This window comes from Pseudomonas sivasensis (assembly GCF_052938085.1).
Map to the genome: position 1 here is coordinate 1,136,332 of NZ_CP176442.1, position 25,076 is coordinate 1,161,407.

Consider the following 25,076-nt stretch of genomic DNA (forward strand, 5'->3'; position numbering starts at 1 on the left):
GGCGATTCATTGCCGGGGAGCTGCAATCTGGTCGAGTAACTGTTTGAGTACCTGGTCGACCTCCAGCCCGTCGATGTCCAGTTCTGCCGCTATACGTACGCGATGACGGAGTACTGCAAGAGCGCAGCTCTTGACGTCATCCGGCGTGACGAACTGGCCCCCGCGCAACAATGCTCGAGCGCGGGCGCCGCGGACCAGTGCGATGGAAGCTCGCGGGCCTGCGCCGATGGCCAGACCTGGCCAACTGCGGGTGGCTCGTGCAAGGCGCACGGCATAGTCGAGTACGTGTTCATCCAGGGCTAGCTCACTGGCGATCTGTTGCAGTTGCAGCACATCTTCGGCCTGTAGCACGGTGCGCAACGGTTGCACATCCAGCATGTCGGCCCGTGAAGAGCGTGTCACTTCGCGCACCATATCCAGTTCCTGCTGCGCGTCGGGATAGTCCATGCGTACCTTGAGCATGAACCGGTCCAGCTCGGCTTCTGGCAGGGGGTAGGTGCCTTCCTGCTCGATAGGGTTCTGGGTGGCCAGCACCATGAAGGGTTGCCCGATGGGCAGCGCTTCACCTTCGAGGGTTACTTGTCGTTCCTGCATGGCTTCGAGCAGGGCGGCCTGGGTCTTGGCCGGGGCGCGGTTGATTTCGTCGGCCAGCAGCAGGTGGGTGAATACCGGTCCCTTGCGCAGCTTGAATTGCTCGGTGTGCAGATCGTACACGGCATGGCCAGTGACATCGCTGGGCATCAGGTCAGGGGTGAACTGGATCCGCGCGAAGTCGCCGTCAAAGCAGCGGGCCAAGGCGCGTACCAGCAAGGTCTTGCCCAGCCCGGGTACACCTTCAAGCAATACGTGGCCGCCGGCGATCAGTGCAGTCAGCACATCATCGATCACCTGATCCTGCCCGATCACCGCCTTGCGCAGTTCCATGCGCAAGGCCTGGGCTTGCTGGCTGGCGTGCTGTAAGGCTTCACCGGACAGGGTGTTAGCGCTGGGAATTTCGCTCATAGGGCATTCCTGAGAGTTTGCAGGCATGCCACCTGCCGGCTGAAATCGGCGCTGGAAAGCCGTTTTGCCGGGAGTGGGCCGAGGGCCTGGCTGATGACGTGAGAGGGTTGGCGCGTAAGGTGTTCCAGTACCCGCCATTGTTCTGAGTTGTCGAGATGTTCGAAGCCTGGATGGCGGCGTCGGGCCGCACGTAGGATGTCGTGCTGCAAAGCCTTCAGTAGCGTGCCTTGGCCGCTGCGGCGCAGCAGGAAGTCGGCGCTGGCTTTCAGGTGTTCGTGCAACTGCCGGCGCGCCTTCGAGGCGGGGGCTTGGATCGGGCCCTGGCGCATACCCGCCTGCCAGAGTACGAGGGTTATCAGCGCAATGAGTGCTACCACCGCCTGGGGGAAATATCGCAACAGCAGGGTGAACAGATCATCCACGTCGCTGTTGAACAACAAAGTCACGGCAGTCCCCTGGTTCAGGTGCCACAGCAGCCAGGCATTGTCGTGTTTGCCGATATCGGGTGTTTTCCACAGTTCGCTGTCGGTGATTACCGTAACGCGGCCTTGCCCGAGGTTAAGTTGCATCAGGTGGCTAGACCTGGCGCTATTGGCTGAAAATTGTGCGATGTGCTTGGGGTCGATGAGGTTGAAGTCAGTGTCGAAGCTGAAGTAGGCCGGAGCGGTGTCATTGTCGACATAGAGCTTGGTCAGGTCTGGCGTTTTGTTTTTACGGGCCGGTGCGGGTTCTTCGGGGTCGTCACTCAGCGTCTGGTGGATATACAGGCGATCTAGCAACAGGTCGCCGCTCTTGCCGGTCTCTTCATCCCACAGCGCTTCGGCCACTAACAATAGATGTCCGCCGGATTTGGCCCAATCCAGCAGTTGCCCTACCTGGCGTGGCGACATGTTGCTACGTTCGCCCAGTAACAACAGGCTATTGCCGGCGGCGGGCAGGGTGGCCAAGCGTTCGAGGCTATTGGCATGTGCCACGGCCAGGCCTTGCTGGCGCAGAAAATATTCGGCAGCCAGATAGGGGTTGGCAAGGGCTTCCGGGGCGGGGCCGCGGTCCACCACTTTTTCATAGGGGGTCGCTTTGCTCCAGGCGTAAAATCCGCCCGCAGTAAGCAGGCATGCCAGGAGCAATCCTATCCCTAATAAAAAACGGTTCATCGGGCGCCCTCCGAGCTGAACAGGGCACGCCAATCGCTGCATAATTTTTGCTGTGCTGAGGCGGGTGGGAGTTGATGGCCGTAGGCTAGGTTTTGCCAGTGCCGAGTCAACTCTTCACTGAACGCCAGCAGTTGCGGTTGCTGCAGCAGGTAAACGCGTTGCAGCACCTGGCCTTCAGTGTCGGCGTTTTTAAGTGGCAGGTTGAAGTCATGCAACAAGCGGCTCAGAAGACCACGATACAAAAGACCCAGGGCTTCCCGTGGTTGGCTAGGCCAGAGTTGTTCTGCAGTGCTGGCGATATCCGTGGGCAAGGTCTCGGTGCCCAATTCGAGGCCGAAAAGTTGTGCGGGCACTGGCCTGGCTGCTTTGGGGCCGCGTGGTCCGCGCCGGGTGACAAAGGTGCGTAGCCAGTCACGATAGCGCCACACCAACAGGGCCAGGCCGCCGATAAGTACGCTCCACAGCAGCACTTCCAGGCCTTGGGCCACATGCTTGAAAGTATCGCTGTTGAGGTTATCCAAGAGTGTCTGCAGCCACGCCGGAAGTTTGCCGTCACCGTGTGCCTTGTTTTTAACGGCGGGCTTTTCCTCACCAAAGCGATAGCGGGTGACGGTTTCCGGGTTTTTGAACGGGGGCTTTTCCAGCAGCGAATGGATTGACTGGCTTGCGCTTTCAGGGCTCAGCGGTTTGCTTTCATCAGCCATGGCGGGTGGGGTGTATGGCAGTAATGTCAGCCCTAACGCCAGTAATAAAAGTGACGCCACATTGCTCAGGCGCTGGCGTAGGCGGCGGAATACCAGTTCCAGATCCCAGGCTTCCAGCACGGTGCGACGATTGAGATAAAGGCTGAAGCCACAGGCGACATAGACGGGCTCCCAAAACACCAGAATCAAGGCGTAAAACGCGTTGCCCAGATGCTCCAGCCACACCGCTTCGGAGCCGGTCGCCAGCGCCAACCGCTGCCAATCCCAATCCAGTTCAAGTTGTTGCGGGATGAGTAGATAGAACAGCGCCATGCAGCCAAACCATAGGCCGATTTCCAGATGCACCCCGACAGTGGTTAACCAGCGAGCGGCGCCGGCGTTGCGCTGCAGCAGTACACCCAGGCGTTGCTGACGCGCCTGGCCGTCCATGCCTTCAAGCTGACTGACCGGCATCACAAAACTGCGGCTGAGGCTGAGTCTGCGCCAGGTCAGGCTGGCCAGCAGTTGGCTGTTAAGCAGTTTTGGCCATTGGCGCACAGCCTGCTTGAGGCTAGGCGCTTCGCCGAACAGGGCTGTGGAGAGGATATATAAAGGTAAGCGGTCGAAAGCCGGTTTCAACCACCAGAACAGGAACATGGCCATGGAGGGGTAATTCCATAGCAGTGCGGTGAGCAACGCAAAAACCGGAAGGGTCACCAGCGCCCAGCTCCCCATCAACAGCAAGCGATGTTCCTGGGCCATTAATACGCCAAGATCCATGGCCTCCCAGGCGGTGCGTGGGCGAATCACTACGCTGGCATCACTCAGACGCATGGCGAGCCCTTCCGGCAAAGGTCAGGTAAGCGCCCACCAACAGCCACAGTGCAGCGCCCACCAGGTATTTGATCCAAGGGGCTACCTGGGTGGTGGAAGACCAGTAGGCTTCGATAAAGGCTGCGATCAGTAGAAACACCATGACGCCGCACAGGAGTTGCACGCTCTCGCGAGCGGCAAGTCGCAAGGATTCGCTTCGTGTCAGTTGCCCAGGTGCAATCAGCGCCCAGCCCAGTTGCAAGCCTGCGGCGCCAGCGAGGGCGATAGCCGTCAACTCAAAGGCACCATGGCCGATGACAAATGACCAGAAGGTCTGCCCATAGCCGATTTCAGTCAGGTGCCCGGAAATCGCGCCGATGATCAGCCCGTTGAATATCAGGAAAAACACACTGCCCAAGCCGAACAGCAACCCGGCGGCGAATGTCTGGAAGGCGATGCCGATGTTGTGCATTACGTAGTAGCCAAACATCATCCAGTCTTCGCTCGATGCTCGCTCGGCGGCTCGACCCAAGCGGCTGGCATCGGGGTCATACATGCCCTGCATCTCCGCCACTTGCTGGGGGCTGACAATGCTGTAGATCAGGTCTGGAAACAGATAGACCAGCAAGGCAATGCTCAGCAGGCTGCCAAAGAACAGCAGGCTGGCAATCAACACGAAGCGCCACTGTTCCCGCACCTGTCGCGGAAAGTCGGCCAGCACAAAGCTCAGCACATTCGCCGCCAATTGGCTGCGGTGGCGATAGAGTTGTTGATGTCCGCGCAACGCCAGTTGTTGCAGCGGGTCCACCAGGTAACTGCTGTAACCGCGCTCCTGGGCCAGGGCCAGGTGCTGGCATAGACGCCGGTATTGGTGAGGGAAATCGGCCATGTCACCGGCCTTGGCCTTGCCTTGTTCCAACTGTTTCAGTTGTTCGGCAAAGGCTTGCCATTGCGGTTGGTAACGGCTTTCGAAGAGGCTCTGTTTCATGTTGGCCCCAACAGGCCACGGGCCAAGCCATTGAGTTGCTCCACGGCACGGGCGGGGGAGACTTGAAGCGGCGTTGCGAGGATGGAAGCGAGTTCGTGTACCCGCTCGGCGGAGAGTTCGCCTTGGCGTTCCGCGAAACCCAGGATCGCCCGCTGTTCACTCAGGTCCAGGGCAAACGGTAAGCGCAGTGCTACAGCTTGAGGCACCTGGGGGCGTTTCAGGGGCTGTTCTCGGTAGATCACCAGGGTGCCGGCGGCCAGGTCACCAAGGCGTTTGAAGTGAGGGTGTTGCAGGCAACTGATCGCGCCAAGAAAGTAGCCGAACGGCAGCATGTCGACAAACCGCAGCAAGTTGCGGATCAGCGAGGCTGACCAACTGATGGGCGTGCCGTCGTCCTGCACGACCCGCAAGCCCATAACCTGTTTACCCGGTGAGCAGCCCTGATTGAGCACCTCGAACAGCACCATGTACCACCAACTGACCAGGAACAGCAGCAGCGAGCCCAGGCCGATACCAATATTGCCGAGCAGGGCCAGTGGCACCAGAAGTACGCCCATTATCACTGCGCGGGCGACGAGGTCGAAGGCAAATGCCAGCGCCCGTGGCACCAAGCCGGCGGGGCGCAGTGGCAGGTCGATTCCTTCTGGGGTCTCGATCTGGTAGCGGGTATCCAATGGGATTGATGGCATCGCGATCCTTGGCAGTGCAGAGCGGCTGGGTGGCACGGATGCTAACAGCGTCGGCGATGGAAGCAACTATTCAAGGTTTTGCTGGATGTTTGTACAGGTTTTTTGGTGCTGGCCCCGAACAGGGCTCAACGCCTAGACTTTGTGGATCTTAAACACAGGAATAGCCCGTGACCTCCATTTTCTGGTACGACTACGAAACCACCGGCATCAACCCGCGTAGCGATCGACCGCTCCAGGTAGCTGGCATTCGTACGGATCTCGAACTGAACGAGGTCGGCCCACCGGTCAACATTTACTGCCAGCCCAGCGACGATATCCTGCCCCATCCCGCCGCCTGTGCCATTACCGGGATCACCCCTGCCATTCTGGCCGAAAAGGGCCTGGCCGAGGCTGATTTCATGACTCGCGTACATGCCGAACTGGCGGCTCCGGGGACGTGCGGTGCCGGCTATAACACGTTGCGGTTTGACGATGAAATGACGCGCTACAGCCTGTATCGCAATTTTTTCGACCCTTATGCGCGCGAATGGCAGGGCGGTAATAGTCGTTGGGACTTGATCGACGTGGTTCGCACCGCTTATGCCCTGCGCCCGGAAGGTATCGAGTGGCCGCAGCAGGACGGGCGCGTGACCCTCAAGCTTGAGCGTCTGACTGCCGCCAATGGTATCGACCATGGTCAGGCCCACGATGCGTTATCCGACGTGCGCGCCACAATCGCCCTGGCTCGATTGGTGCGAGAGAAACAGCCCAAGCTTTATGATTGGCTGTTTCAACTACGCAGCAAACAACGGGTAATGGACCAAGTGCGATTGCTGCAACCGATGGTGCATATCTCCGGGCGGTTTTCCGCCGAACGTCATTACTTGGGCATTGTGCTGCCCCTGGCCTGGCACCCGCGCAACCGCAACGCGCTGATTGTCTGCGACCTTGGGCTCGATCCTCAGGGGCTGCTGGATATGGATGCCGACATTTTGCGTCGACGCTTGTACACCCGCCGTGATGAGCTCGCAGAAGGTGAGTTGCCGGTACCGCTCAAACTGGTGCATATCAACCGCTGCCCCGTGGTTGCGCCCTTGAACGTACTGCGGGTCGAAGATCGTGAGCGCCTGCAATTGGACATGAATGTTTTCCAGTCACGGGCTCTGCGGCTAACTGACGCACAGGAACTTTGGCTCGATAAATTGGCAGTTATTTACGGCGAGGAAGATTTTGCACCGAGTGTCGATCCCGAACAGCAGCTTTACGAGGGTTTTATCGGGGATCGTGATCGACGGTTATGTGAGCAAATTCGCGCGGCTGAACCTGCGCAATTAGCTCGTCAGCAGTGGCCTTTTGATGATCACCGTCTGCCTGAATTATTGTTTCGCTACCGGGCGCGTAACTTCCCCGATACGTTGAACAGCGAAGAGCTACAACGCTGGAAATTTTTCTGTCAGCAACGTTTGTCAAATTCCGAATTTGGCGCACCGAATACCCTTGAGGCATTTAATCAAGCGCGACTGGAGTTGATGGTTAGTGCGACGCCGTTTCAGCAGCAGGTGCTGGAGCAATGGCAGGAATATGCCGACTCTTTAGCTGCTCGTATGGACCTGTGATAGAGGTTTGTAAAAAATACGATCAATAAAAAACGCCAGCATGCTGGCGTTTTTAATGGGTCGCGCATCAGGCGCAGACCTGGTGAAGCTTAGCCCAGCAGGGTAGCCCAACCTTCAACCACGTCACCGCCCCACTTGGCTTTCCACTCTTTCAGAGTTTTGTGGTTGCCACCTTTGGTTTCAATCACTTCGCCGTTGTGCGGGTTTTTGTATTGTTTGACTTTGCGAGCACGTTTGGTGCCGGTAGTTTTCACAGCGCCACGTGGAGCTTTAACTTTCGACTCTGGGTCCAGCAGCGCGATGATGTCACGCAGGGATTTGGAGTACTCACCCATGAGGGTGCGCAGTTTGCCTTCGAATTCCAGCTCGGTTTTCAGTTTGTCGTCTTGGGACAGGTTCTTCAAACGAGCTTGCAGCTCTTTGATAGCTTCTTCGGTGGCGCGGTATTCGTTGATCAGAGACATGTGGACTACCTTATGTAGAACGCTGATTGACAGGGATAGTGGCCTAATAATAGTCAGGCGATTTGCTCAAGTAAACATTTAAGACTGCATTTAGGTGAATTACTTTGAATGTTTGTGAATGCGCTATGCAATCGAGTTAATTAAGTAGGTGATGCACCTGAAGATAATGCCGTTAATTTTTTGTATAACTGCGTCAGCCTGCGCTGTTCGTTCATATAGGGGTGGTAAAACCATACGCTATTAAGGGATGTGCCTCGGGGGCGGATCAGAATAAGGCTCATTGAATACTGCAGTTTTTCTGCACAATCGCTAGAATGGCGGCCTTTGCGAAGTTCTGGAGTTTCCCCCTAATGCGCACTTTTCGGCTGGTGATTGCTTGCCCGGACCGGGTCGGCATCGTTGCCAAGGTCAGTAATTTTCTGGCCTCCCATAACGGCTGGATTACTGAGGCGAGCCATCACTCGGACAATCTCAGCGGTTGGTTCTTCATGCGTCACGAAATTCGTGCCGACACACTGCCCTTTGGCCTTGAGGCTTTTCGCGAGGCATTTGCGCCAATCGCTGAAGAGTTCTCGATGACTTGGCATATCACCGACACCGAGCAGAAGAAGCGCGTGGTGTTGATGGCAAGCCGCGAATCTCACTGCCTGGCCGACTTGCTGCACCGCTGGCACAGTGACGAACTGGACTGCGAGATCGCGTGCGTAATCTCAAACCATGACGACCTGCGCAGCATGGTCGAGTGGCATGGCATCCCTTACTACCATGTGCCGGTCAACCCTCAGGACAAGGAGCCTGCATTCGCCGAGGTTTCTCGCCTGGTGAAGCAGCATGAGGCTGACGTGGTGGTGCTGGCGCGCTACATGCAGATCCTGCCGCCGGAACTGTGCCGCGAATACGCCGGCAAGGTGATCAACATTCACCATAGCTTCCTGCCGTCCTTTGTGGGGGCCAAGCCTTACCATCAGGCGTCTCTGCGTGGCGTGAAGTTGATTGGTGCAACTTGCCATTACGTCACCGAAGAGCTGGATGCCGGCCCGATCATCGAGCAGGACGTAGTGCGTGTCAGCCATAGCGACAGCATCGAGGACATGGTGCGCTTCGGTCGCGATGTCGAGAAGATGGTGCTGGCCCGTGGCCTGCGTTACCACCTGGAAGACCGCGTGCTGGTGCACGGCAACAAGACCGTCGTGTTCTGATCAAGCCGTTTTGATTGAAGAAAAAAGGGCCTGGGCGTTAAATCGTTGCAGGCCCTTTTTCTTTGTCTGTCGTTGAGGATTGACCGATGAGTGACCCACTGGAAAAAGCCACCTCCAAAGCACCATCGACACTAGGTGAGGGGTGCTTGAGCCGTTACGACCCGGAGGATCTGGACAGTGAAGACGGCACCGAATTTCCCGGTGCCGCCGAGTTATGGGAACGCGAGCAGGCTAAGTCAGATCCCGCTGCAAAATAAAGCGAATCAGATCCGGAAGCTGCCCACCAATTGTTTCAACCGCGCCGCTTGCTGTTCCAGGTCGGAGCACGCGCGCAGGGTCGATTGCAGGTTTTCCACGCCTTCCTGATTGAGGGTGTTGATTTCAGTGATGTCCATGTTGATCGACTCCACGACCGAGGTCTGCTCCTCAGTGGCAGTCGCCACCGACTGGTTCATGCCGTCGATTTCCCCAATACGTTGGGTGACGCTGTTAAGACGCTCACCGGCCAGGTTAGCGATTTCTACGCTGTCATGACTGTGTCGCTGGCTTTCGCTCATGGTGCTGACCGACTCCCGGGCGCCGACTTGAAGTTCCTCAATCATCTTTTGTACTTGTTGCGCCGATTCCTGGGTGCGGTGTGCCAGGTTGCGCACTTCGTCGGCGACGACTGCAAACCCGCGTCCTGCTTCACCGGCACGTGCCGCTTCAATCGCAGCGTTCAGCGCCAGCAGGTTGGTTTGCTGGGAAATGCTGGTGATCACTTCGAGAATCTGGCCGATGTTCACGGTCTTGCTGTTAAGCGCTTCTATATTGCTGCTGGAGGCGCTGATCATCGCGGACAACTCAGTCATCGCCTTGATATTGCGCTCAACCACCTGTTGACCGTCTTCTGCCAAATGCCGCGCATCGCTGGCCTGGTTGGAGGCTTGCGCGGCATTACGCGCGATTTCCTGAGCTGCGGCGCCCAGTTCATTGATGGCAGCAGCCACGCTGTTGGTGCGGTTGGCCTGTTCGTCGGAGTTGACCATCGACGAGTTGGATGCGCTGACAACCCGCAGTGCTACTTCATTCACTTGCTCGGTGGCCGAGGACACTTCGCGGATGGACGTGTGAATACGCTCCACGAAGCTGTTGAACGCATTACCCAGGATGCCGAACTCATCGTGGTTCTGGATGGTCAGGCGACGTGTCAGGTCACCTTCGCCGTCGGCGATGTCCTGCATGGCGCGGGTCATCACATGCAGCGGTTGCAGCAGGACGCGAATCAGCATGCCCAGCAGGGCAATGATGATCACTACGGCAATGATCGTGGCGATCACCGCTGAGGTGCGAAATTCGCTGAGCATGGCGAAGGATTTGTCTTTATCCACCGAAATACCCAGGTACCAGTTCACCGACGGCAGGCCTTTGATCGGTGTGAAGGTCACGATGTTGTCCTTGCCATTGGCTTGAACTTCACTGAAATCGCCGCTGATCTTCGGCGTGTTTTTTGGATACATGTCGGCCAGGGTTTTCATCACCAGGCTTTTGTCCGGGTGTACCAGCACTTTGCCGTCGGCGCTGACCAGGAACGCGTAGCCCATGCCACCGAAGTTCAGCGCGCCAATGTTATCCACCAGGGTTTGCAGGCTCAGGTCGCCGCCCACCACGCCAATGCTCTGGCCGCCTTTGGCGCTGGGGGTGGCGATGGAAATGATCAATTGACCTGTAGCGGCGTCGATATACGGCTCGGTCAGCGTCGAGCCGTTGCTGCTCTGGGCGCCCTTGTACCAGGGGCGAACACGTGGGTCGAAGCCATCCGGCATCTTGGTGTCGGGGCGGATGGTGAAGGCCCCTTTGCTGTCACCAACGTAGGTTGCCATGAAGGACGACGTCAGGGTTTTCTGTTCCAGCAGGCTGGCAACGGTCGAAGGCTCAGGGTTGATAGCGATGTTTTGTGCAGCGTTTTCCACCAGCGCAATACGCCCGGTGAGCCAGGTTTGAATGTTGCTTGCGGTGACATCGCCCATTTCGTGCAGGTAGCTGTTGAGGTCTTCACGAATGGCGTTACGTTGCAGGTAGTCGTTGTAGAGGGTGAATAGAGCGAAGGCCGCGATGACGATAAGGGAGGCTGCAAGCAGGATCTTGTGGCTGAAACGCAGATTTTTATTCATAGCTTGAAGGGTCCGCTAAGGTCTTAATATCCAAAGCGCGTCCTTGTGGAACACGCGGAGGGGTAGCGTAAAAAAAGTTTGATATTTCCGTTGGTCCCTGTAGGAGATATCTGAGCGATTTTTAGACTTTATGGGTCTCACATCTCTCTTATCGACCTGGCGGCACTAAAGATTAACCATGGGTGACGAAATGCCTGACTCCACACAACTTCTTATCGGTGCCGGTCTTGATGGCCAGCCAATTGCCCAGGCCATGCGCCTTGCCAACCGCCACGGGTTGATCGCCGGCGCCACGGGCACAGGCAAGACCGTCACGTTGCAGCGCCTGGCCGAAGCCTTCAGTGATGCGGGCGTCGCGGTATTTGCGGCTGATATCAAAGGCGACCTCTGTGGCCTGGGTGCCGCCGCCAACCCTCAGGGCAAGGTGGCCGAGCGTATTGCCGGGATGCCTTTCCTTAATTACACGGCCAAGGCTTACCCCGTCACGCTGTGGGATATCCACGGGCAGTCCGGTCATCCGTTGCGTACCACCATCAGTGAGATGGGGCCGTTGTTGCTTGGCAGTTTGTTGGAGCTGACTGACAGCCAGCAGTCGGCCCTTTACGCCGCATTCAAGGTGGCGGATCGCGAAGGCCTATTGCTGCTGGATCTCAAGGATCTCAAGGCACTTCTCAATCACCTTCGCTACCACCCGGAACTGCTTGGCGAAGACGCGGCGCTGATGACCACAGGCTCCAGTCAGGCACTGTTGCGGCGCTTGGCTGTCTTGGAACAGCAGGGTGCCGAGGCGTTGTTTGGTGAGCCGGCCTTGCAGCTTGAAGACATCTTGCAGCCCACAGGCGATGGGCGCGGACGTATTCACTTGTTGGACGCTAGCCGCCTGGTGCATGAAGCGCCGAAGGTGTATGCGACCTTCCTGTTGTGGCTGTTGGCAGAATTGTTCGAACAACTTCCGGAGCGCGGTGATGCGGACAAACCGCTGCTGGCGCTGTTCTTCGACGAAGCGCATCTCTTGTTTGCCGACACTCCCAAGGCTTTGCAAGATCGCTTGGAGCAAGTGGTGCGGCTGATTCGTTCCAAGGGGGTGGGGGTGTATTTCGTCACTCAATCGCCGGGCGACTTGCCGGATACCGTGCTGGCGCAACTCGGTTTACGGGTGCAGCACGGCCTGCGGGCGTTCACCACGAAAGAGCAGAAATCCTTGCGGGCGGTAGCGGACGGCTTCCGCCCCAACCCGACATTCGATGCGTTATCGGTTTTGACTGAGCTGGGCACCGGTGAGGCATTGGTGGGTACGCTGCAGGAAAAAGGCACGCCGGAGATCGTTCAGCGCGTATTGGTCGCGCCGCCGCAATCGCGCATCGGGCCGCTCAGTGCGGCAGAGCGTGCCGCATTGGTGGCCACTTCACCGCTGCAGGGTCGCTATGACAAGCCGATTGATCGGGAGTCCGCCTATGAAGTGTTGATGGCGCGCAAGGAGCTTGGGCCTAACGAAGAGCCTCGGCAGGGCGCCGAGGAGCCCAGCTTCACGGACAAAGCTGGGGCGTTCCTTGGAACAACCGCAGGCAAGGCGCTGAAGTCAGCGATGCAGCAGGCGGCCAACCAGATGGGGCGTCAATTGGTGCGTGGTTTGTTGGGGTCTTTGCTGGGCGGCAGTAAGCGCAAGTAGTGCCTCAGGCCTTGGGCTTGCCATGGGCGGCCAAGCGCTCAAGCGCGGCGCGCAAGCCTGGATCGTTGATGCCGTCGGCCGTGGCCTGAATCGTCTCGGCCGCATGCTCCGACAGGTCCAGAGTGTGTCCGACTGCGCCTTGCTGCACGGTCGGTGGCTGTACCTTGAACTGGATACGCGTCAAGCTGGCGAACTCATCGAATGCCATCAATTGACGCTGCAGGCGTTTTTGCTGATAGCGCAAACGGGTCGCCCAATGACCGTCTGTGACAATCAATAGCAAATTACCTTCACGCCACGACGCCACGTGGCAATGCTCGCGGGCGGCGGGTTGTAGTTGGCTTTCGAGCAGGCGTTGCAAATGGCCCAAGCGTTGCGCATGGCCAAAGATGGCTTTCAGCGGCTTGGCTTCGCGAAGCAACACGCTGGGCGCGCGGGCTGTAAGAGGGCGAAATGCCATGATTGGACACCTTAAGTAACAGAGCGGCCATCTTAGCAGAATGCGTCTGCGGGGCCCCTGACAATGCATTGCCGGGCGGTTTCCCAGGAAATCAATCGGCTCCATGGGTTGAAGTTCGCGCAAAAGCCCTTATTTTAAACAAGCCCTCTCACAGCACCATGCCAGCATCGGGGAACAACGCCACTTTCCTCACCCACGATTCCGGGTAGAATGCGCGTTCGCATGCGGCCGTGAGGGCTGCTCGGGCCACTCACGGTGCGCCCTCCATCCCTATGTGTGGAAGAACCTGCCGATATGTTTGCGCCTTTGTTAAAGAAACTTTTTGGAAGCAAGAATGAGCGCGAAGTCAAACGCATGCTCAAGACGGTGCAGCTGGTCAATGCCTTCGAAGAGCAGATGGTTGCCCTGTCGGACGAGCAATTGCGCGCCAAGACCCAAGAGTTCAAGGCCCGCATAGCCAAAGGTGAAACCCTCGACAAGCTGCTTCCCGAAGCCTTTGCGGTTGCCCGTGAAGCCGGTAAGCGTGTCATGGGCATGCGCCACTTCGACGTCCAGTTGATCGGCGGCATGACCTTGCATGAAGGCATGATTGCCGAAATGCGTACCGGTGAAGGCAAGACCCTGGTAGCTACTCTGGGTGTTTACCTCAACGCACTGTCCGGCAAGGGCGTGCACGTTGTGACGGTGAACGACTACCTGGCTCGCCGGGACGCCAACTGGATGCGCCCGCTGTATGAATATCTCGGCCTGACCGTCGGCGTAGTAACGCCGTTCCAGCCGCCGGAAGAGAAGCGCGCTGCTTACGCGTGCGACATTACCTACGGCACCAACAACGAATTCGGTTTCGACTACCTGCGCGACAACATGGCGTTCAGCATGGATGAAAAATTCCAGCGTGAACTCAACTTTGCCGTGATCGACGAAGTCGACTCCATTCTCATCGACGAAGCCCGTACCCCACTGATCATCTCCGGCCAGGCCGAAGACAGCTCGCGCCTGTACACCGAGATCAACAAGTTGATCCCGCGTCTGGAGCAGCACATCGAAGAAGTGGAAGGCGTTGTGACCAAAGAAGGTCACTTCTCCATCGACGAGAAGACCCGCCAGGTCGAACTCAACGAAGCCGGTCACCAGTTCGTCGAAGACATGCTGACCCAGATCGGCCTGCTGGCTGAGGGCGAGAGCCTGTACTCGGCGCACAACCTGGGCCTGTTGACCCACGTGTATGCGGGCCTGCGCGCCCACAAGCTGTTCCATCGCAACGTCGAATACATTGTGCAAGATGGCCAAGTGGTATTGGTTGACGAACACACCGGCCGTACCATGCCGGGTCGTCGTCTGTCCGAAGGCCTGCACCAGGCCATCGAAGCCAAGGAAATGCTCAACATTCAGGCCGAAAGCCAGACGTTGGCCTCCACCACCTTCCAGAACTACTTCCGTCTGTATAACAAACTGTCCGGCATGACCGGTACTGCGGACACCGAAGCGTTCGAATTCCACCAGATCTACAACCTGGCCGTGATGGTGATCCCACCGAACAAGCCGCTGGCGCGTAAAGATTTCAATGACCTGGTGTTCCTGACCGCCGAAGAGAAGTACGCGGCGATCATCAACGACATCAAGGACGGCATGGCCCAGGGCCGCCCGATTCTGGTGGGTACCGCCACTATCGAGACTTCCGAGCACGTGTCTAACCTGCTCAACAAGGAAGGTATCGAGCACAAGGTTCTTAACGCCAAGTTCCACGAAAAAGAAGCTGAGATCATTGCCCAGGCCGGTCGCCCAGGCGCACTGACTATCGCCACCAACATGGCCGGTCGTGGTACTGACATCCTGTTGGGCGGTAACTGGGAAGTGGAAGTCGCCTCCCTGGACAACCCTACCCCTGAGCAGATCGCCCAGATCAAGGCTGACTGGCAGAAGCGCCACCAGGCCGTGCTCGAATCCGGTGGTTTGCAGGTGATCGCGTCCGAGCGTCACGAATCGCGCCGTATCGACAACCAACTGCGTGGTCGTGCCGGCCGTCAGGGTGACGCCGGTTCCAGCCGCTTCTACCTGTCTCTGGAAGACAGCCTGATGCGCATCTTCGCCTCGGATCGGGTGAAGAACTTCATGAAAGCCTTGGGTATGCAGTCCGGTGAAGCGATCGAGCACCGTATGGTGACCAACGCCATCGAGAAGGCCCAGCGCAAGGTTGAAGGCCGTAACTTCGATATTCGTAAGCAACTGCTTGAGTTCGACGACGTCAACAACGAACAGCGTAAAGTGATTTATCACATGCGTAACACGTTGCTGGCCGCTGACAACATTGGCGAGACCATCGCCGATTTCCGTCAGGACGTGCTCAACGCGACCGTCAGTGCACACATCCCGCCACAGTCCCTGCCAGAGCAGTGGGATGTTGCTGGCCTGGAAGCCGCGTTGAAGAGCGACTTCGGTGTCGACTTGCCGGTCCAGCAATGGCTCGACGAAGACGATCACCTGTACGAAGAGACGCTGCGCGAGAAGCTGATGGCCGAGCTGCTGGCCGCGTACAACGAGAAAGAAGAGCAGGCGAGTGCCGAAGCACTGCGCACCTTCGAGAAACAAATCGTACTGCGCGTGCTGGACGACCTGTGGAAAGACCACCTGTCGACCATGGACCACCTGCGTCACGGCATCCACCTGCGTGGTTACGCCCAGAAGAACCCGAAGCAAGAGTACAAGCGCGAGTCGTTCACGCTGTTCTCCGAGTTGCTGGATTCGATCAAGCGCGATTCGATTCGCGTGCTGTCCCATGTTCAGGTGCGCCGCGAAGACCCGATCGAGGAAGAAGCTCGCCTGCGTCAGGAAGCCGAGGCACTGGCTGCGCGCATGCAGTTCCAGCACGACGAAGCGCCGGGTCTGGAAGCGCCTGAGGTGTTGGGCGAAGAGGTCGATGTGGCCTTGGCTCAGGCGCCGGTTCGCAATGACCAGAAGCTGGGCCGCAACGAACTGTGCTACTGCGGTTCGGGCAAGAAATTCAAACACTGCCACGGCCAGATCGAATAAGATTTTCGCCTGACGCTGCAATACCTAGCGCCGCGACCGGCCTCTGCCGTCGCGGCGTTTTGCCATTAATTTCACCGTCGATCACGACGGCACAGACATCATCTATCTTTTAAGGAGCGCGTTCATGGCTGTTGGTCTTGGTCCTTTGCCCACATTGCACCCGGTTGCCGGTTTTGAGCTCGGTATCGCGTCGGCCGGCATCAAGCGCCCGGGGCGCAAGGATGTGGTGGTGATGCGCTGTGCCGAAGGTTCGACCGTCGCCGGTGTTTTCACCCTCAACGCCTTCTGTGCCGCTCCGGTGATCCTGGCCAAGCAGCGCGTTGCCGGCTCCATCCGTTACCTGCTGACTAACACTGGCAATGCCAACGCAGGCACCGGTGAGCCTGGTCTGGTCGCTGCTGCGCGTACCTGCGCCAAGCTGGCCCAGTTGACTGGCGTGGATGCCAGCCAAGTGTTGCCTTACTCCACCGGTGTCATCGGCGAGCCGCTGCCGGTTGAGAAAATCGAAGGCGCCTTGCAGGCCGCGTTGGACGACCTGTCTGTGGATAACTGGGCGGCCGCCGCCACTGGCATCATGACCACGGACACCCTGCCGAAAGGCGCGAGCCGTCAGTTCGTGCACGACGGCGTGACCGTCACCGTGACCGGTATCAGTAAAGGCGCGGGCATGATCCGCCCGAACATGGCAACCATGCTCGGCTACATTGCTACCGACGCCAAAGTTTCCCGCGACGTGCTGCACAGCCTGATCCTCGACGGCGCCAACAAGTCGTTCAACCGCATTACCATCGATGGCGATACCTCGACCAACGATTGCTGCATGCTGATCGCTACCGGCAAAGCTGATCTGCCGGAAATTACCGAGGCCAGCGGCCCGCTGTTCGCGGCATTGAAGCAGGCTGTGTTCGAAGTGTGCATGGACGTGGCCCAGGCCATCGTGCGTGACGGCGAAGGTGCCACCAAGTTCGTGACGGTTGAAGTCAACGGCGGCGGCAATCACCAGGAATGCCTGGATGTCGGCTACACCGTGGCCCACTCGCCGCTGATCAAGACGGCACTGTTCGCCTCCGACCCCAACTGGGGCCGCATCCTCGCCGCCGTTGGCCGTGCTGGTGTGCCGGATCTGGACGTGAGCAAGATCGACGTGTTCCTCGGTGACGTGTGCATCGCCAGCCGTGGCGCTCGTGCCGAGAGCTATACCGAAGCACAGGGCTCGGCGGTGATGCAGCAGGAAGAAATCACCATCCGCATCGAGTTGGGCCGCGGCGATTGCAGCGAAACCATCTGGACCACCGACCTGTCCCACGAGTACGTGAAGATCAACGCGGAATACCGTACCTGATAGAAGAGGATAACCGCGGTGAAACGAGTGCATGTAGCAGCAGCGGTGATCCGCGGTGTCGACGGCAGGATCCTGCTGGCGCGCCGCGCGGATACCCAGCATCAGGGCGGTCTCTGGGAGTTTCCCGGTGGCAAGGTGGAGGCCGGTGAGTCGGTCGCCTCGGCCCTGTCCCGTGAATTACAGGAAGAACTGGGTATCCAGGTCGCCACGGCTCGGCCGTTGATCAAGGTGCAGCATGACTATCCGGACAAGCAGGTCTTGTTGGATGTCTGGGAAGTCTCGGCTTTTACCGGCGAGCCCCACGGTGTCGAAGGGCAACCCCTGGAATGGGTGGCGCCTCGGGATTTGCTCAACTACGAGTTCCCGGCCGCTAACGCTCCAATCGTTGCCGCCGCGCGCTTGCCTGCCGATTACCTGATCACCCCCGGCGAACTCGAAACCCCGACGCTGTTACGCGGGATTCAGAAGGCTGTCGCGGGCGGCATCAAGCTGGTCCAACTGCGTGCGCCGAACGGTTACGACCCGAAATACCGCGACCTCGCGGTAGATGCGGTGGGTCTGTGCGCTGGCAAGGCGCAGTTGATGCTTAAAGGACCGTTTGAATGGCTGGGGGATTTTCCTGCCGCCGGCTGGCACATGACCTCGGCGCAACTGCGCAAATACGCGAGCAAGGGCCGGCCGCTGCCGAAAGACCGTTGGTTGGCTGCTTCCTGCCACAACGCTGAAGAACTGGCGCTGGCAGAAATGATGGACGTGGATTTTGTCACGCTGTCGCCGGTGCAGCCGACCCAGACCCACCCTGATGCCCAGCCTTTGGGTTGGGAGCAGGCGGCAGAGTTGATCCGTGGGTTCAGCAAACCGGTGTTTCTGTTGGGTGGGGTTGGACCTGCTGATCGGGAACAGGCTTGGGAAGCTGGGGCTCAGGGTGTAGCGGGTATCAGGGCGTTCTGGCCACAAGTTTGAAGCTGCTCTGGCGGGCCTCATCGGGTGCGACGATTCGACTTGCCCCCCGATCAGGCCCTGCCATTCAGCGAATCGTGATCAGTGTGGCTTAGCCGCCGCCTGCCACAAAATCTCCGCAATCCCCTGGCGCCTGGCAATCACCCGCGCCGCCACAAACAGCAAATCCGACAGCCGATTGATATACGCCAACCCCACTCCCTCTAACGGCTCCACCGCGTTGAGGTGCTGACAGCGCCGCTCCGCACTGCGCGCCAGGCTGCGACACACATGGGCCTGGGCGATCAACGCCGAGCCACCGGGCAGGATGAAGTTTTCCAGCGGCCCGACCTCTTCATTCCAGCGATCAATCGCGGCCTCCAGCCGATCCACTTCCGCTGCGTTCAGCGCCTTGTACACCGGCATCGCCAGCTCACCGCCGAGGTCGAATAATCGATGCTGGCATGGGGTCAGTACCTCGATCACATCTTTGAGTTCCGGATGCTTGCCACTTTGCTCTTCCAGGCCCGCCAGTAATAATCCCAGTTGGCTGTTCAGCGAATCGACTTCGCCGATGGCCTCAACTCGCGGGTGGTCCTTGGGTACACGGCGACCGTCGCCGAGGCCGGTTTCGCCTGTGTCTCCAGTACGGGTGTAAATCTTCGACAGGCGAAAGCCCATGGTCAGTGCTCCAGTTGGGTCAGTTCATTGGGCGGCAGTTGGCTGCCCGCCAAGGGTAAGCGCAGGGTAAAACAAGTGCCTTGACCGAGGGTGGAATGCACCTCCATCTGCCCTTTGTGGTTGTTGGTGACGATGAAGTACGAAACCGAAAGCCCCAGCCCAGTGCCCTGGCCGATCTCTTTGGTGGTGAAGAACGGCTCAAAAGTGCGTTTACGTACGTTCTCACTCATGCCGATACCGTTGTCTTCCACCTGAATCTCTGCCCACGGCGGGTTAAGACGTGTGCGCAGGATGATGCGCCCCGGTTCGCGATCGTCTTCACGCAGATGAATGGCCTGGGCTGCGTTTTTCAGCAGGTTGAGCAGTACTTGTTCCAGCTCGTTGGCAGTGCCGGGCACCGGGCCCAATTGGGGGTCGAACTGACGAATGATCGCCTGGCCCTTGAAGTCGAAACCGATGGCCAGATCGAAGTCGTTACCGGCAATTTCCACGGCCTGGTCGATCAGCGCCGGCAGGTCGCAAGGCGCCATCTGCCGGTTGCTGCGGCGGCTGAAGCTGAGCATGTGAGTGACGATCTTGGCCGCTCGCGCACCGGCTTGCTGGATGCCATCCAGCAATTGTGGCACCTCACGGCCTTCCAGGTAGCGGTTGATCTTTTCCAGTTCGATACCTGCCTGCTCGGCGAACTCCAGGTTTTTGGGTAGGTCGGACGACAGCCGGCGCCGGATGTTCTGCACGTTATGCAGGATCGCCCCCAGCGGATTGTTGATCTCGTGAGCCATACCGGCGGCAAGCCCACCGACCGAGAGCATTTTTTCCGACTGCACCATCATTTCTTCCAGGGACAGACGCTGAGTGATGTCGTCGATACGGATCACCACGCCCCGCCCGGCACCGCCCATCAGCGGGTAGAAGGTCAGGGCGTAATGCTTGGGTTCATCATCCTTGATCCAGGTGACACGCTCGATGCGTTCTACCGTGTGCTGCTCCACAGTAGCCTTGATCTGCGGCAGGTACGGCTTGAGCGGTTGAAAAGCGAGGTAGATCGGCTGATTCAGCGCTTCATCCAGGCGCGTACCGGAAAGCGCGCTGGCTTCCTGGTTCCACTGGGTGACGTAGAGTTGTTCGTCCAGGGCGATCAACGCCGAGGGCATCGAGTCGATGATGCTGTTCAGGTAGTTTTGAAAACCGGTGAGTTTTTTCTCGATCTTGCTGCGAACCTGGACTTCCAGCTCCAACTTTCGGTTGGTATGGCGTGTTTCTTCGGCCAGGCCTTGGGCTTGGTCGTAAGCGGCCTGGGAGTCGTCCCGTGCGCGCTTGAGCTGCTGTTCGCGAGCTTCGATACGCGACAGCATGGTGTTGAAGGCTTCGGCCAGGCTGCCGATTTCATCGCGGTTACCACGGCCGGCGCGCAGGGCGTAGTTCTCTTCGCGGGTTACTTGGCGCGACAGTTCTTCCAATTCGTGGATCGGCCGGGTAATCAGGCGCTTGATCTGCCGGGCGATGATCAGCCATAGCAGCACACTGAAAATCAGGATACCCAGGCTGGCCGTCAGCGTGCCGGTGTAGAAGGCCACCGGCAGTTCGCTGCTGGCCACCAGCAGCAAATGCCCGGAAGGTTGGCCTGCCCGGGGCAGGGTGATGATCTGGTTGCTGCGAAACTCGGTAACACGCCACGCCTCGATATGCCGATAGTTGTCCGGCAAGTGCAGGCGATCGCCGTGTTGCATCTGCGCCAGGCGGTTGCCTTCGCCGTCATACAGGGCGGCGGCGCGTAATGGCGAATAGCTGGTCAGCTCACTGAGCAGGGCATCGGCTTGGGCGGGGGATTCGAGTGCTTCAGCGGCGAGGCCCGGGTTGGATACCAGGCGACCGATGGCCTGCAACGCCTGAGGTGCCATGCTTTCCTGGGAAATCCAGTACGCGGCGCTGATAAAGGTCAGGTTGGCCACCAGCAATACGGTGGTCAACAACACCAACAGGGCGGCCAGCAGTTTCTGCCCAACCGGTAGATTTTCGAGGCGCTGGCGCAACGGCATCAGGGTTATCCCAGGTGATAGACAGGCGGGCAGGGTAGCGCGTGGTTCAGTCGTGGGGCAATCCGCGTGCAACTAACTGATCAATCAAACGCACCTGCAACTGCTGCAAATGCGGCAGGTTCAATTGGTGGCGTGCGGCCGCCTGGCAAGCATAGCCCAACAGGTAACTGATTTCGGTGCGGCGGGCGTTGGCGACGTCCTGGTACATGGAAGAGTAGTTAGCGGCTGTGGCGTGGATCACCCGTTCCACTTCGTGTTGCAGGTCCAGCGCGGCGTCGGGTTGGCCGCAACATTCCAGCAGCTCACCGAGTTCAGCGCACAGGGTTGCCACTTCACATTGATGGGTTTGCAGTTCGCCGTTGCGGCACTGGTAAAGCACGGTCAGCGGGTTGATCGCGCAATTGAGCGCGAGCTTGCGCCATAGCCTCGTAAGAATGTCGGTGCTCCATTCGTGGGGGATGCCGGCGGCGTGCAGGTCGTTCAGCCACAGCGGTGGGGCAGGGTGGGCTGCATCCCCCAGCCAGGTGTAGCCGTGGCCTGCAAACACCACGCGCCAATCGCCGTCGCGAAACGCGCCTTCGGTGCTGGAGGCGAAGATGCAGCGTGCTTGGGGGAACTGAGCAACCACTGCGTCCTGGCTGCCAAGGCCGTTTTGCAAAAGGATCAGTTCGGCGTGTGGCGACAGGCGATGCTGCAAATGTGCGACGGCGCTCTGGGCGTCGTAGGCTTTGCACGCTACCAGCAGGCGATGAATCGGCTCGGGGTTGTCAGGCGTTTCGCCAATCACCGGATAAGTCTTTTCTATACCGTGTTCGACCAACGTCAGCCCCTTACCGGCCTGATAGCTGGCAAGGCGCGCCTTATCGCGCAGGATCATCCTCACGGGCAGGCCGGCGCGAGCCAAGCGCGTGGCCCAGAGTGTGCCAAGGCTGCCGGCGCCGAGAATATGCCAGGTGGTCGACATCAGTTTGTGCTCCGTAGGGTCGCCTGCGGTGAACGGGGCGAAAGAACCGCTATAATGCCCCGGCATTTTAGCTCGGGCGCGCTCCATCTCTACTGAACCCGCCCCTTATATTGGAGAAATCACATGCCTTCGTTCGACGTGGTATCTGAACTGGACAAACACGAAGTCACCAACGCCGTCGAGAACGCCGTCAAGGAGCTGGACCGTCGCTATGACCTGAAGGGCAAGGGCAGCTTCGAGTTCAAGGAAAAGGAACTGACCGTCAACCTGACCGCTGAAGCCGATTTCCAGCTGGAAGCGATGATCGAGATCCTCAAGTTGTCGCTGGTCAAGCGCAAGATCGATGCACAGTGCCTTGAAATCAAGGACGCCTACGCTTCCGGCAAGCTGATGAAGCAGGAAGCAGTGTTAAAGGAAGGCATCGATAAGGAGCTGGCGAAGAAGATCGTCGCCCATATCAAGGACGCCAAGCTGAAAGTCCAGGCGGCCATCCAAGGTGAGCAGGTTCGCGTCACTGGCAAGAAACGTGATGACCTGCAAGAGGCCATCGCTGCCCTGCGCGCCAAAACCTTTGACATGCCGCTGCAGTTCAATAACTTCCGCGACTGATGGCATTTTGTGGAACCAGCGGGCGATTTTGACGTCCCACGCCCCATAACCTGTGCCTGCACTTGAGCCCTACGGGGCTCATTTGCGTTTTTAGGCCGTCAATAAAGCCGCACATCCGCCAAACAGGAGACGATAGATGGATTTCAATGCTGAAGTGGATCACCTGATCAAGACCTCACAGTCGTGGATCCCGATGATCATGGAATACGGCAGCCGAGTACTACTGGCAGTGATTACCCTGGCCATTGGCTGGTGGCTGATCAACGTATTGACCCACCGTGTAGGTCGCTTGCTGGCTCTGCGTAACGCGGACCTGGCACTGCAACACTTCATCACCAGCCTGGCGAACATTGCGCTGAAGGTCATGCTGATTGTCAGCGTGGCCTCGATGATCGGCGTGGCGACTACCTCGTTCGTGGCGGCCATCGGTGCCGCGACCCTGGCCATCGGCCTGGCATTGCAGGGCAGCCTGGCCAACTTCGCCGGTGGTGTGTTGATTCTGTTGTTCCGCCCATTTCGCATTGGTGACTGGATCGAAGCGCAGGGCACCTCGGGCACTGTCGACAGCATCCAGATCTTCCACACCGTGCTGCGCACTGGCGACAACAAGACCGTGATCGTACCTAACGGCATCCTGTCCAACGGCATCATCACCAACACCAACCGTCAGCCGACCCGCAAGGTGGTGTTTGATGTGGGCGTGGATTATGACGCCGACCTGCAAAAAGCCCGTGACGTGCTTCTGGAACTGTCAAAAGATCCCCGTGTACTGACTGATCCTGCAGCGGTTGCGGTGGTCTCGACATTGGGCGATAGCTCCATCACGGTTTCCCTGCGTTGCTGGACCAAAACCCCGGATTATTGGGATGTAGTCTTCATGCTCAATGAACTGGCGCGTGATCGTTTAAAGGCGGCGGGGATTGATATTCCGTTTCCGCAACGGGTTATTCGTGTGGTTCAGGAAGCGGCTGTGTAATCAGTTGCTTTATTAACTTGGCCGCTCGGTCAGCTATTGCTGTTAAAGACAAGGGGCTTCATGCCCCTTGTTTTTTGTCACTCCCCTTTGGCAACTATCAAGTTTTAATCGACGCCGAGTAACACAACTAGTAAGCCTAGGTTTCTTAGTTAGCTTGCTATGTAAAATTGAAGCGCTTTTTGTAGGTCATAAAAAAACCGGCGACCTGATTAAGGGCGCCGGTTTTTATTAGCGTTACGCGTTAGCGCAATCAGCTGACCACTGAAATTACAAGATGCTCAGTGGGTATTCTACGATCACACGGGTGTCGACCAGGTTGTCGTAGTTGGTCGCGCGGTAATCGCTGTTGGTGCCGCTGTAGATTGCGTTACGAACGCGGAAGGACAGACCTTTGGCCGGGCCTTCTTGCAGTACGTACTTGGCTTCCACGTCCCACTCGTGCTCTTTACCATCGCTGGAATCTGCAACGGTAACGTTGCTACCGCGAGTGTAACGGGTCATGAAGCTCAGACCTGGCACGCCGAACGAGGCCATGTTCAGGTCGTAGCGAGCCTGCCAGGACTTCTCGTCTTCGCCAACGAAGTCGGAGATTTGCACGGAGTTGGCCAGGTAAACGGTACCGCCACCGTCGACACCGTAGTTGTAACCGGTTTTACCAGAGGACTGCTGGTAAGCCAGGGTGAACTTGTGTGCGTCGATGCTATACGCAGCTGCCAGGCTCCAGACGCGGTTGTCCAGGTCGCCGTTCAGCTTCTTGCCGTCGTCCTTGCTGCGGTAGCCGTTGAAGTCGAAACTCAACGATTGCTTGTCGCTCAGCGGCAGGGTGTAGAAGACGTTGACGTACTGTTTCTTCCAGTAGTCTTCAACATCGGAGGCGTGGAACGCGAAAATGAAGTTCTCAAGGCCCGAGTAGGTAAAGCCAGCGATATTCGCTGCACTCAGCCCTGGGTTTTGCTTGCCGGTAACACGGCTGCGACCGTTGATGCTGTCACGGCCCATGCCGGTTTGCGCGCTCAGTGCGGTGAAGCGGCCAGCGGTCAATTCCAGACCTTTGATCTCGTTGCTGGTGATCAAGGTGCCGGTGGCGACTTCAGGCAGCAGACGGCCGTCGTCGGTAGTGAAAACCGGGCTGGATACGAACTGGTTACCATATTTCAGCACGGTGTCGGAGATGCGGAGTTTCGCTGCCCCAGCCACTTTGGACTGAGTGGATTCTGGCTCGCCAGCGCCATTGGTTGCGAACAGACCGTTACCGGCACGGCCCGCACCGCCATCAAGCTTATAGCTGCCCATGCCCATGAGATCGACGCCGAAGCCGACGGTGCCTTGGGTGTAGCCGGATTGGTAGGTGAGCAACTCGCTGATACCGGTGTCTTGACGGTAGCCGCTGACTTTGTCGTCGGTGCCGGTGGTGTAGGTACCGTTACCACGACGCACGTTACCCACGCCGTCCTTGTAGTCACGGTTCATGTACATTGCACGGGTTTTCGCGGTCAGGGTGCTATCTTCGATAAAGCCCTTTGCGTCGTCCTGAGAGGACGCGATTGCGAACTGCGAGGTGCCTGCAGAAACAGCCAGGGCGATCATGCTCCACTTCATCACGCGCATCGTGATTTGCTCCTTTGGT

General features: G+C 58.4%; 21 protein-coding genes and 1 pseudogene. 9 read left to right on the forward strand and 13 right to left on the reverse strand.

What is annotated here, in order from left to right; all coding sequences use genetic code 11:
• Positions 1-6: 6 nt before the first annotated feature.
• Genes ACKZ62_RS05375 through ACKZ62_RS05395 form a run of 5 tightly spaced genes read right to left on the reverse strand, consistent with a single transcriptional unit; the run spans position 7 to position 5,329 of the window.
• Positions 7-1,002, reverse strand: coding sequence for an AAA family ATPase (locus ACKZ62_RS05375; protein WP_095185772.1), 996 nt, complete (start codon positions 1,000-1,002; stop codon positions 7-9).
• The gene (locus tag ACKZ62_RS05380) at positions 999-2,156 is read right to left on the reverse strand and encodes a DUF4350 domain-containing protein (RefSeq protein ID WP_447096413.1); all 1,158 of its coding nucleotides are present in this window, start codon (positions 2,154-2,156) and stop codon (positions 999-1,001) included. The genes ACKZ62_RS05375 and ACKZ62_RS05380 overlap by 4 nt, the downstream gene beginning before the upstream one ends.
• Positions 2,153-3,673: a DUF4129 domain-containing protein gene (locus ACKZ62_RS05385; protein ID WP_095185770.1), complete on the reverse strand. Its 1,521-nt coding sequence runs from the start codon at positions 3,671-3,673 to the stop codon at positions 2,153-2,155. Before ACKZ62_RS05385 ends, ACKZ62_RS05380 begins: the two co-directional genes overlap by 4 nt.
• Positions 3,660-4,640, reverse strand: coding sequence for a stage II sporulation protein M (locus ACKZ62_RS05390; RefSeq protein WP_447096414.1), 981 nt, complete (start codon positions 4,638-4,640; stop codon positions 3,660-3,662). The genes ACKZ62_RS05385 and ACKZ62_RS05390 overlap by 14 nt, the downstream gene beginning before the upstream one ends.
• Entirely contained in the window at positions 4,637-5,329 is a 693-nt protein-coding gene (locus ACKZ62_RS05395; protein WP_099602761.1) for an RDD family protein, read from the reverse strand. The genes ACKZ62_RS05390 and ACKZ62_RS05395 overlap by 4 nt, the downstream gene beginning before the upstream one ends.
• 167 nt (positions 5,330-5,496) lie before the next feature.
• Between ACKZ62_RS05395 and sbcB the strand changes: the two genes are divergently transcribed.
• Positions 5,497-6,924, forward strand: coding sequence for an exodeoxyribonuclease I (gene sbcB, locus ACKZ62_RS05400; protein ID WP_095185768.1), 1,428 nt, complete (start codon positions 5,497-5,499; stop codon positions 6,922-6,924).
• 89 nt (positions 6,925-7,013) lie between these two features.
• Here the strand turns inward: sbcB and mvaT are convergent, their stop codons facing one another.
• Positions 7,014-7,388 (reverse strand): histone-like nucleoid-structuring protein MvaT, encoded by a 375-nt coding sequence (gene mvaT / locus ACKZ62_RS05405; RefSeq protein ID WP_003175830.1) that lies wholly within the window; start codon positions 7,386-7,388, stop codon positions 7,014-7,016.
• A gap of 350 nt (positions 7,389-7,738) precedes the next feature.
• Between mvaT and purU the strand changes: the two genes are divergently transcribed.
• Both purU and ACKZ62_RS05415 read left to right on the forward strand, forming a co-directional pair.
• Positions 7,739-8,587, forward strand: coding sequence for a formyltetrahydrofolate deformylase (gene purU, locus ACKZ62_RS05410; protein WP_015885632.1), 849 nt, complete (start codon positions 7,739-7,741; stop codon positions 8,585-8,587).
• 86 nt (positions 8,588-8,673) lie between these two features.
• Positions 8,674-8,844, forward strand: a complete 171-nt coding sequence (locus ACKZ62_RS05415) for a hypothetical protein (protein WP_163033193.1) — start codon at positions 8,674-8,676, stop codon at positions 8,842-8,844.
• Between the two features lie 6 nt (positions 8,845-8,850).
• Here ACKZ62_RS05415 and ACKZ62_RS05420 read toward each other — a convergent pair whose 3' ends face one another.
• Positions 8,851-9,615 (reverse strand): methyl-accepting chemotaxis protein, encoded by a 765-nt coding sequence (locus ACKZ62_RS05420; protein ID WP_371260758.1) that lies wholly within the window; start codon positions 9,613-9,615, stop codon positions 8,851-8,853.
• 93 nt (positions 9,616-9,708) lie between these two features.
• Positions 9,709-10,740, reverse strand: a pseudogene (locus tag ACKZ62_RS05425) (HAMP domain-containing protein); the annotation flags it as partial.
• Positions 10,741-10,930: 190 nt separating this feature from the next.
• Here ACKZ62_RS05425 and ACKZ62_RS05430 point away from each other — a divergent pair.
• Entirely contained in the window at positions 10,931-12,409 is a 1,479-nt protein-coding gene (locus ACKZ62_RS05430; RefSeq protein ID WP_447096415.1) for a helicase HerA-like domain-containing protein, read from the forward strand.
• Positions 12,410-12,413: 4 nt separating this feature from the next.
• Here the strand turns inward: ACKZ62_RS05430 and ACKZ62_RS05435 are convergent, their stop codons facing one another.
• A complete protein-coding gene (locus ACKZ62_RS05435) occupies positions 12,414-12,869 on the reverse strand; it encodes a DUF721 domain-containing protein (protein WP_032890886.1) in 456 nt (151 codons plus the stop codon).
• A gap of 294 nt (positions 12,870-13,163) precedes the next feature.
• On the opposite strand from ACKZ62_RS05435, the gene secA reads away from it, so the two are divergent.
• The 3 genes from secA (at position 13,164) to ACKZ62_RS05450 (ending at position 18,204) form a co-directional block, all read left to right on the forward strand.
• Positions 13,164-15,899 carry a preprotein translocase subunit SecA gene (gene secA / locus ACKZ62_RS05440; protein WP_032890888.1) on the forward strand — a complete coding sequence of 912 codons (2,736 nt, stop codon included), beginning with the start codon at positions 13,164-13,166 and terminating at the stop codon, positions 15,897-15,899.
• A gap of 124 nt (positions 15,900-16,023) precedes the next feature.
• A complete protein-coding gene (argJ, locus tag ACKZ62_RS05445) occupies positions 16,024-17,241 on the forward strand; it encodes a bifunctional glutamate N-acetyltransferase/amino-acid acetyltransferase ArgJ (RefSeq protein WP_032890890.1) in 1,218 nt (405 codons plus the stop codon).
• An 18-nt stretch (positions 17,242-17,259) separates the two neighbouring features.
• Entirely contained in the window at positions 17,260-18,204 is a 945-nt protein-coding gene (locus ACKZ62_RS05450) for a Nudix family hydrolase (protein ID WP_122680777.1), read from the forward strand.
• Between the two features lie 78 nt (positions 18,205-18,282).
• On the opposite strand, the gene ACKZ62_RS05455 is transcribed toward ACKZ62_RS05450, so the two are convergent.
• The 3 genes from ACKZ62_RS05455 to ACKZ62_RS05465 are packed head-to-tail and all read right to left on the reverse strand — an operon-like array spanning position 18,283 to position 21,864.
• Positions 18,283-18,861 (reverse strand): cob(I)yrinic acid a,c-diamide adenosyltransferase, encoded by a 579-nt coding sequence (locus tag ACKZ62_RS05455; protein ID WP_095185765.1) that lies wholly within the window; start codon positions 18,859-18,861, stop codon positions 18,283-18,285.
• 2 nt (positions 18,862-18,863) lie between these two features.
• The gene (locus tag ACKZ62_RS05460; protein ID WP_032890895.1) at positions 18,864-20,900 is read right to left on the reverse strand and encodes a sensor histidine kinase; all 2,037 of its coding nucleotides are present in this window, start codon (positions 20,898-20,900) and stop codon (positions 18,864-18,866) included.
• A 46-nt stretch (positions 20,901-20,946) separates the two neighbouring features.
• Positions 20,947-21,864: a putative 2-dehydropantoate 2-reductase gene (locus ACKZ62_RS05465; protein ID WP_447096416.1), complete on the reverse strand. Its 918-nt coding sequence runs from the start codon at positions 21,862-21,864 to the stop codon at positions 20,947-20,949.
• Positions 21,865-21,987: 123 nt separating this feature from the next.
• Between ACKZ62_RS05465 and ACKZ62_RS05470 the strand changes: the two genes are divergently transcribed.
• Entirely contained in the window at positions 21,988-22,473 is a 486-nt protein-coding gene (locus tag ACKZ62_RS05470; RefSeq protein ID WP_003175814.1) for a YajQ family cyclic di-GMP-binding protein, read from the forward strand.
• Between the two features lie 136 nt (positions 22,474-22,609).
• A complete protein-coding gene (locus ACKZ62_RS05475) occupies positions 22,610-23,449 on the forward strand; it encodes a mechanosensitive ion channel family protein (protein ID WP_032890899.1) in 840 nt (279 codons plus the stop codon).
• A 267-nt stretch (positions 23,450-23,716) separates the two neighbouring features.
• Here the strand turns inward: ACKZ62_RS05475 and ACKZ62_RS05480 are convergent, their stop codons facing one another.
• Positions 23,717-25,057 carry an OprD family porin gene (locus ACKZ62_RS05480; protein ID WP_095185764.1) on the reverse strand — a complete coding sequence of 447 codons (1,341 nt, stop codon included), beginning with the start codon at positions 25,055-25,057 and terminating at the stop codon, positions 23,717-23,719.
• Positions 25,058-25,076 lie beyond the last annotated feature (19 nt).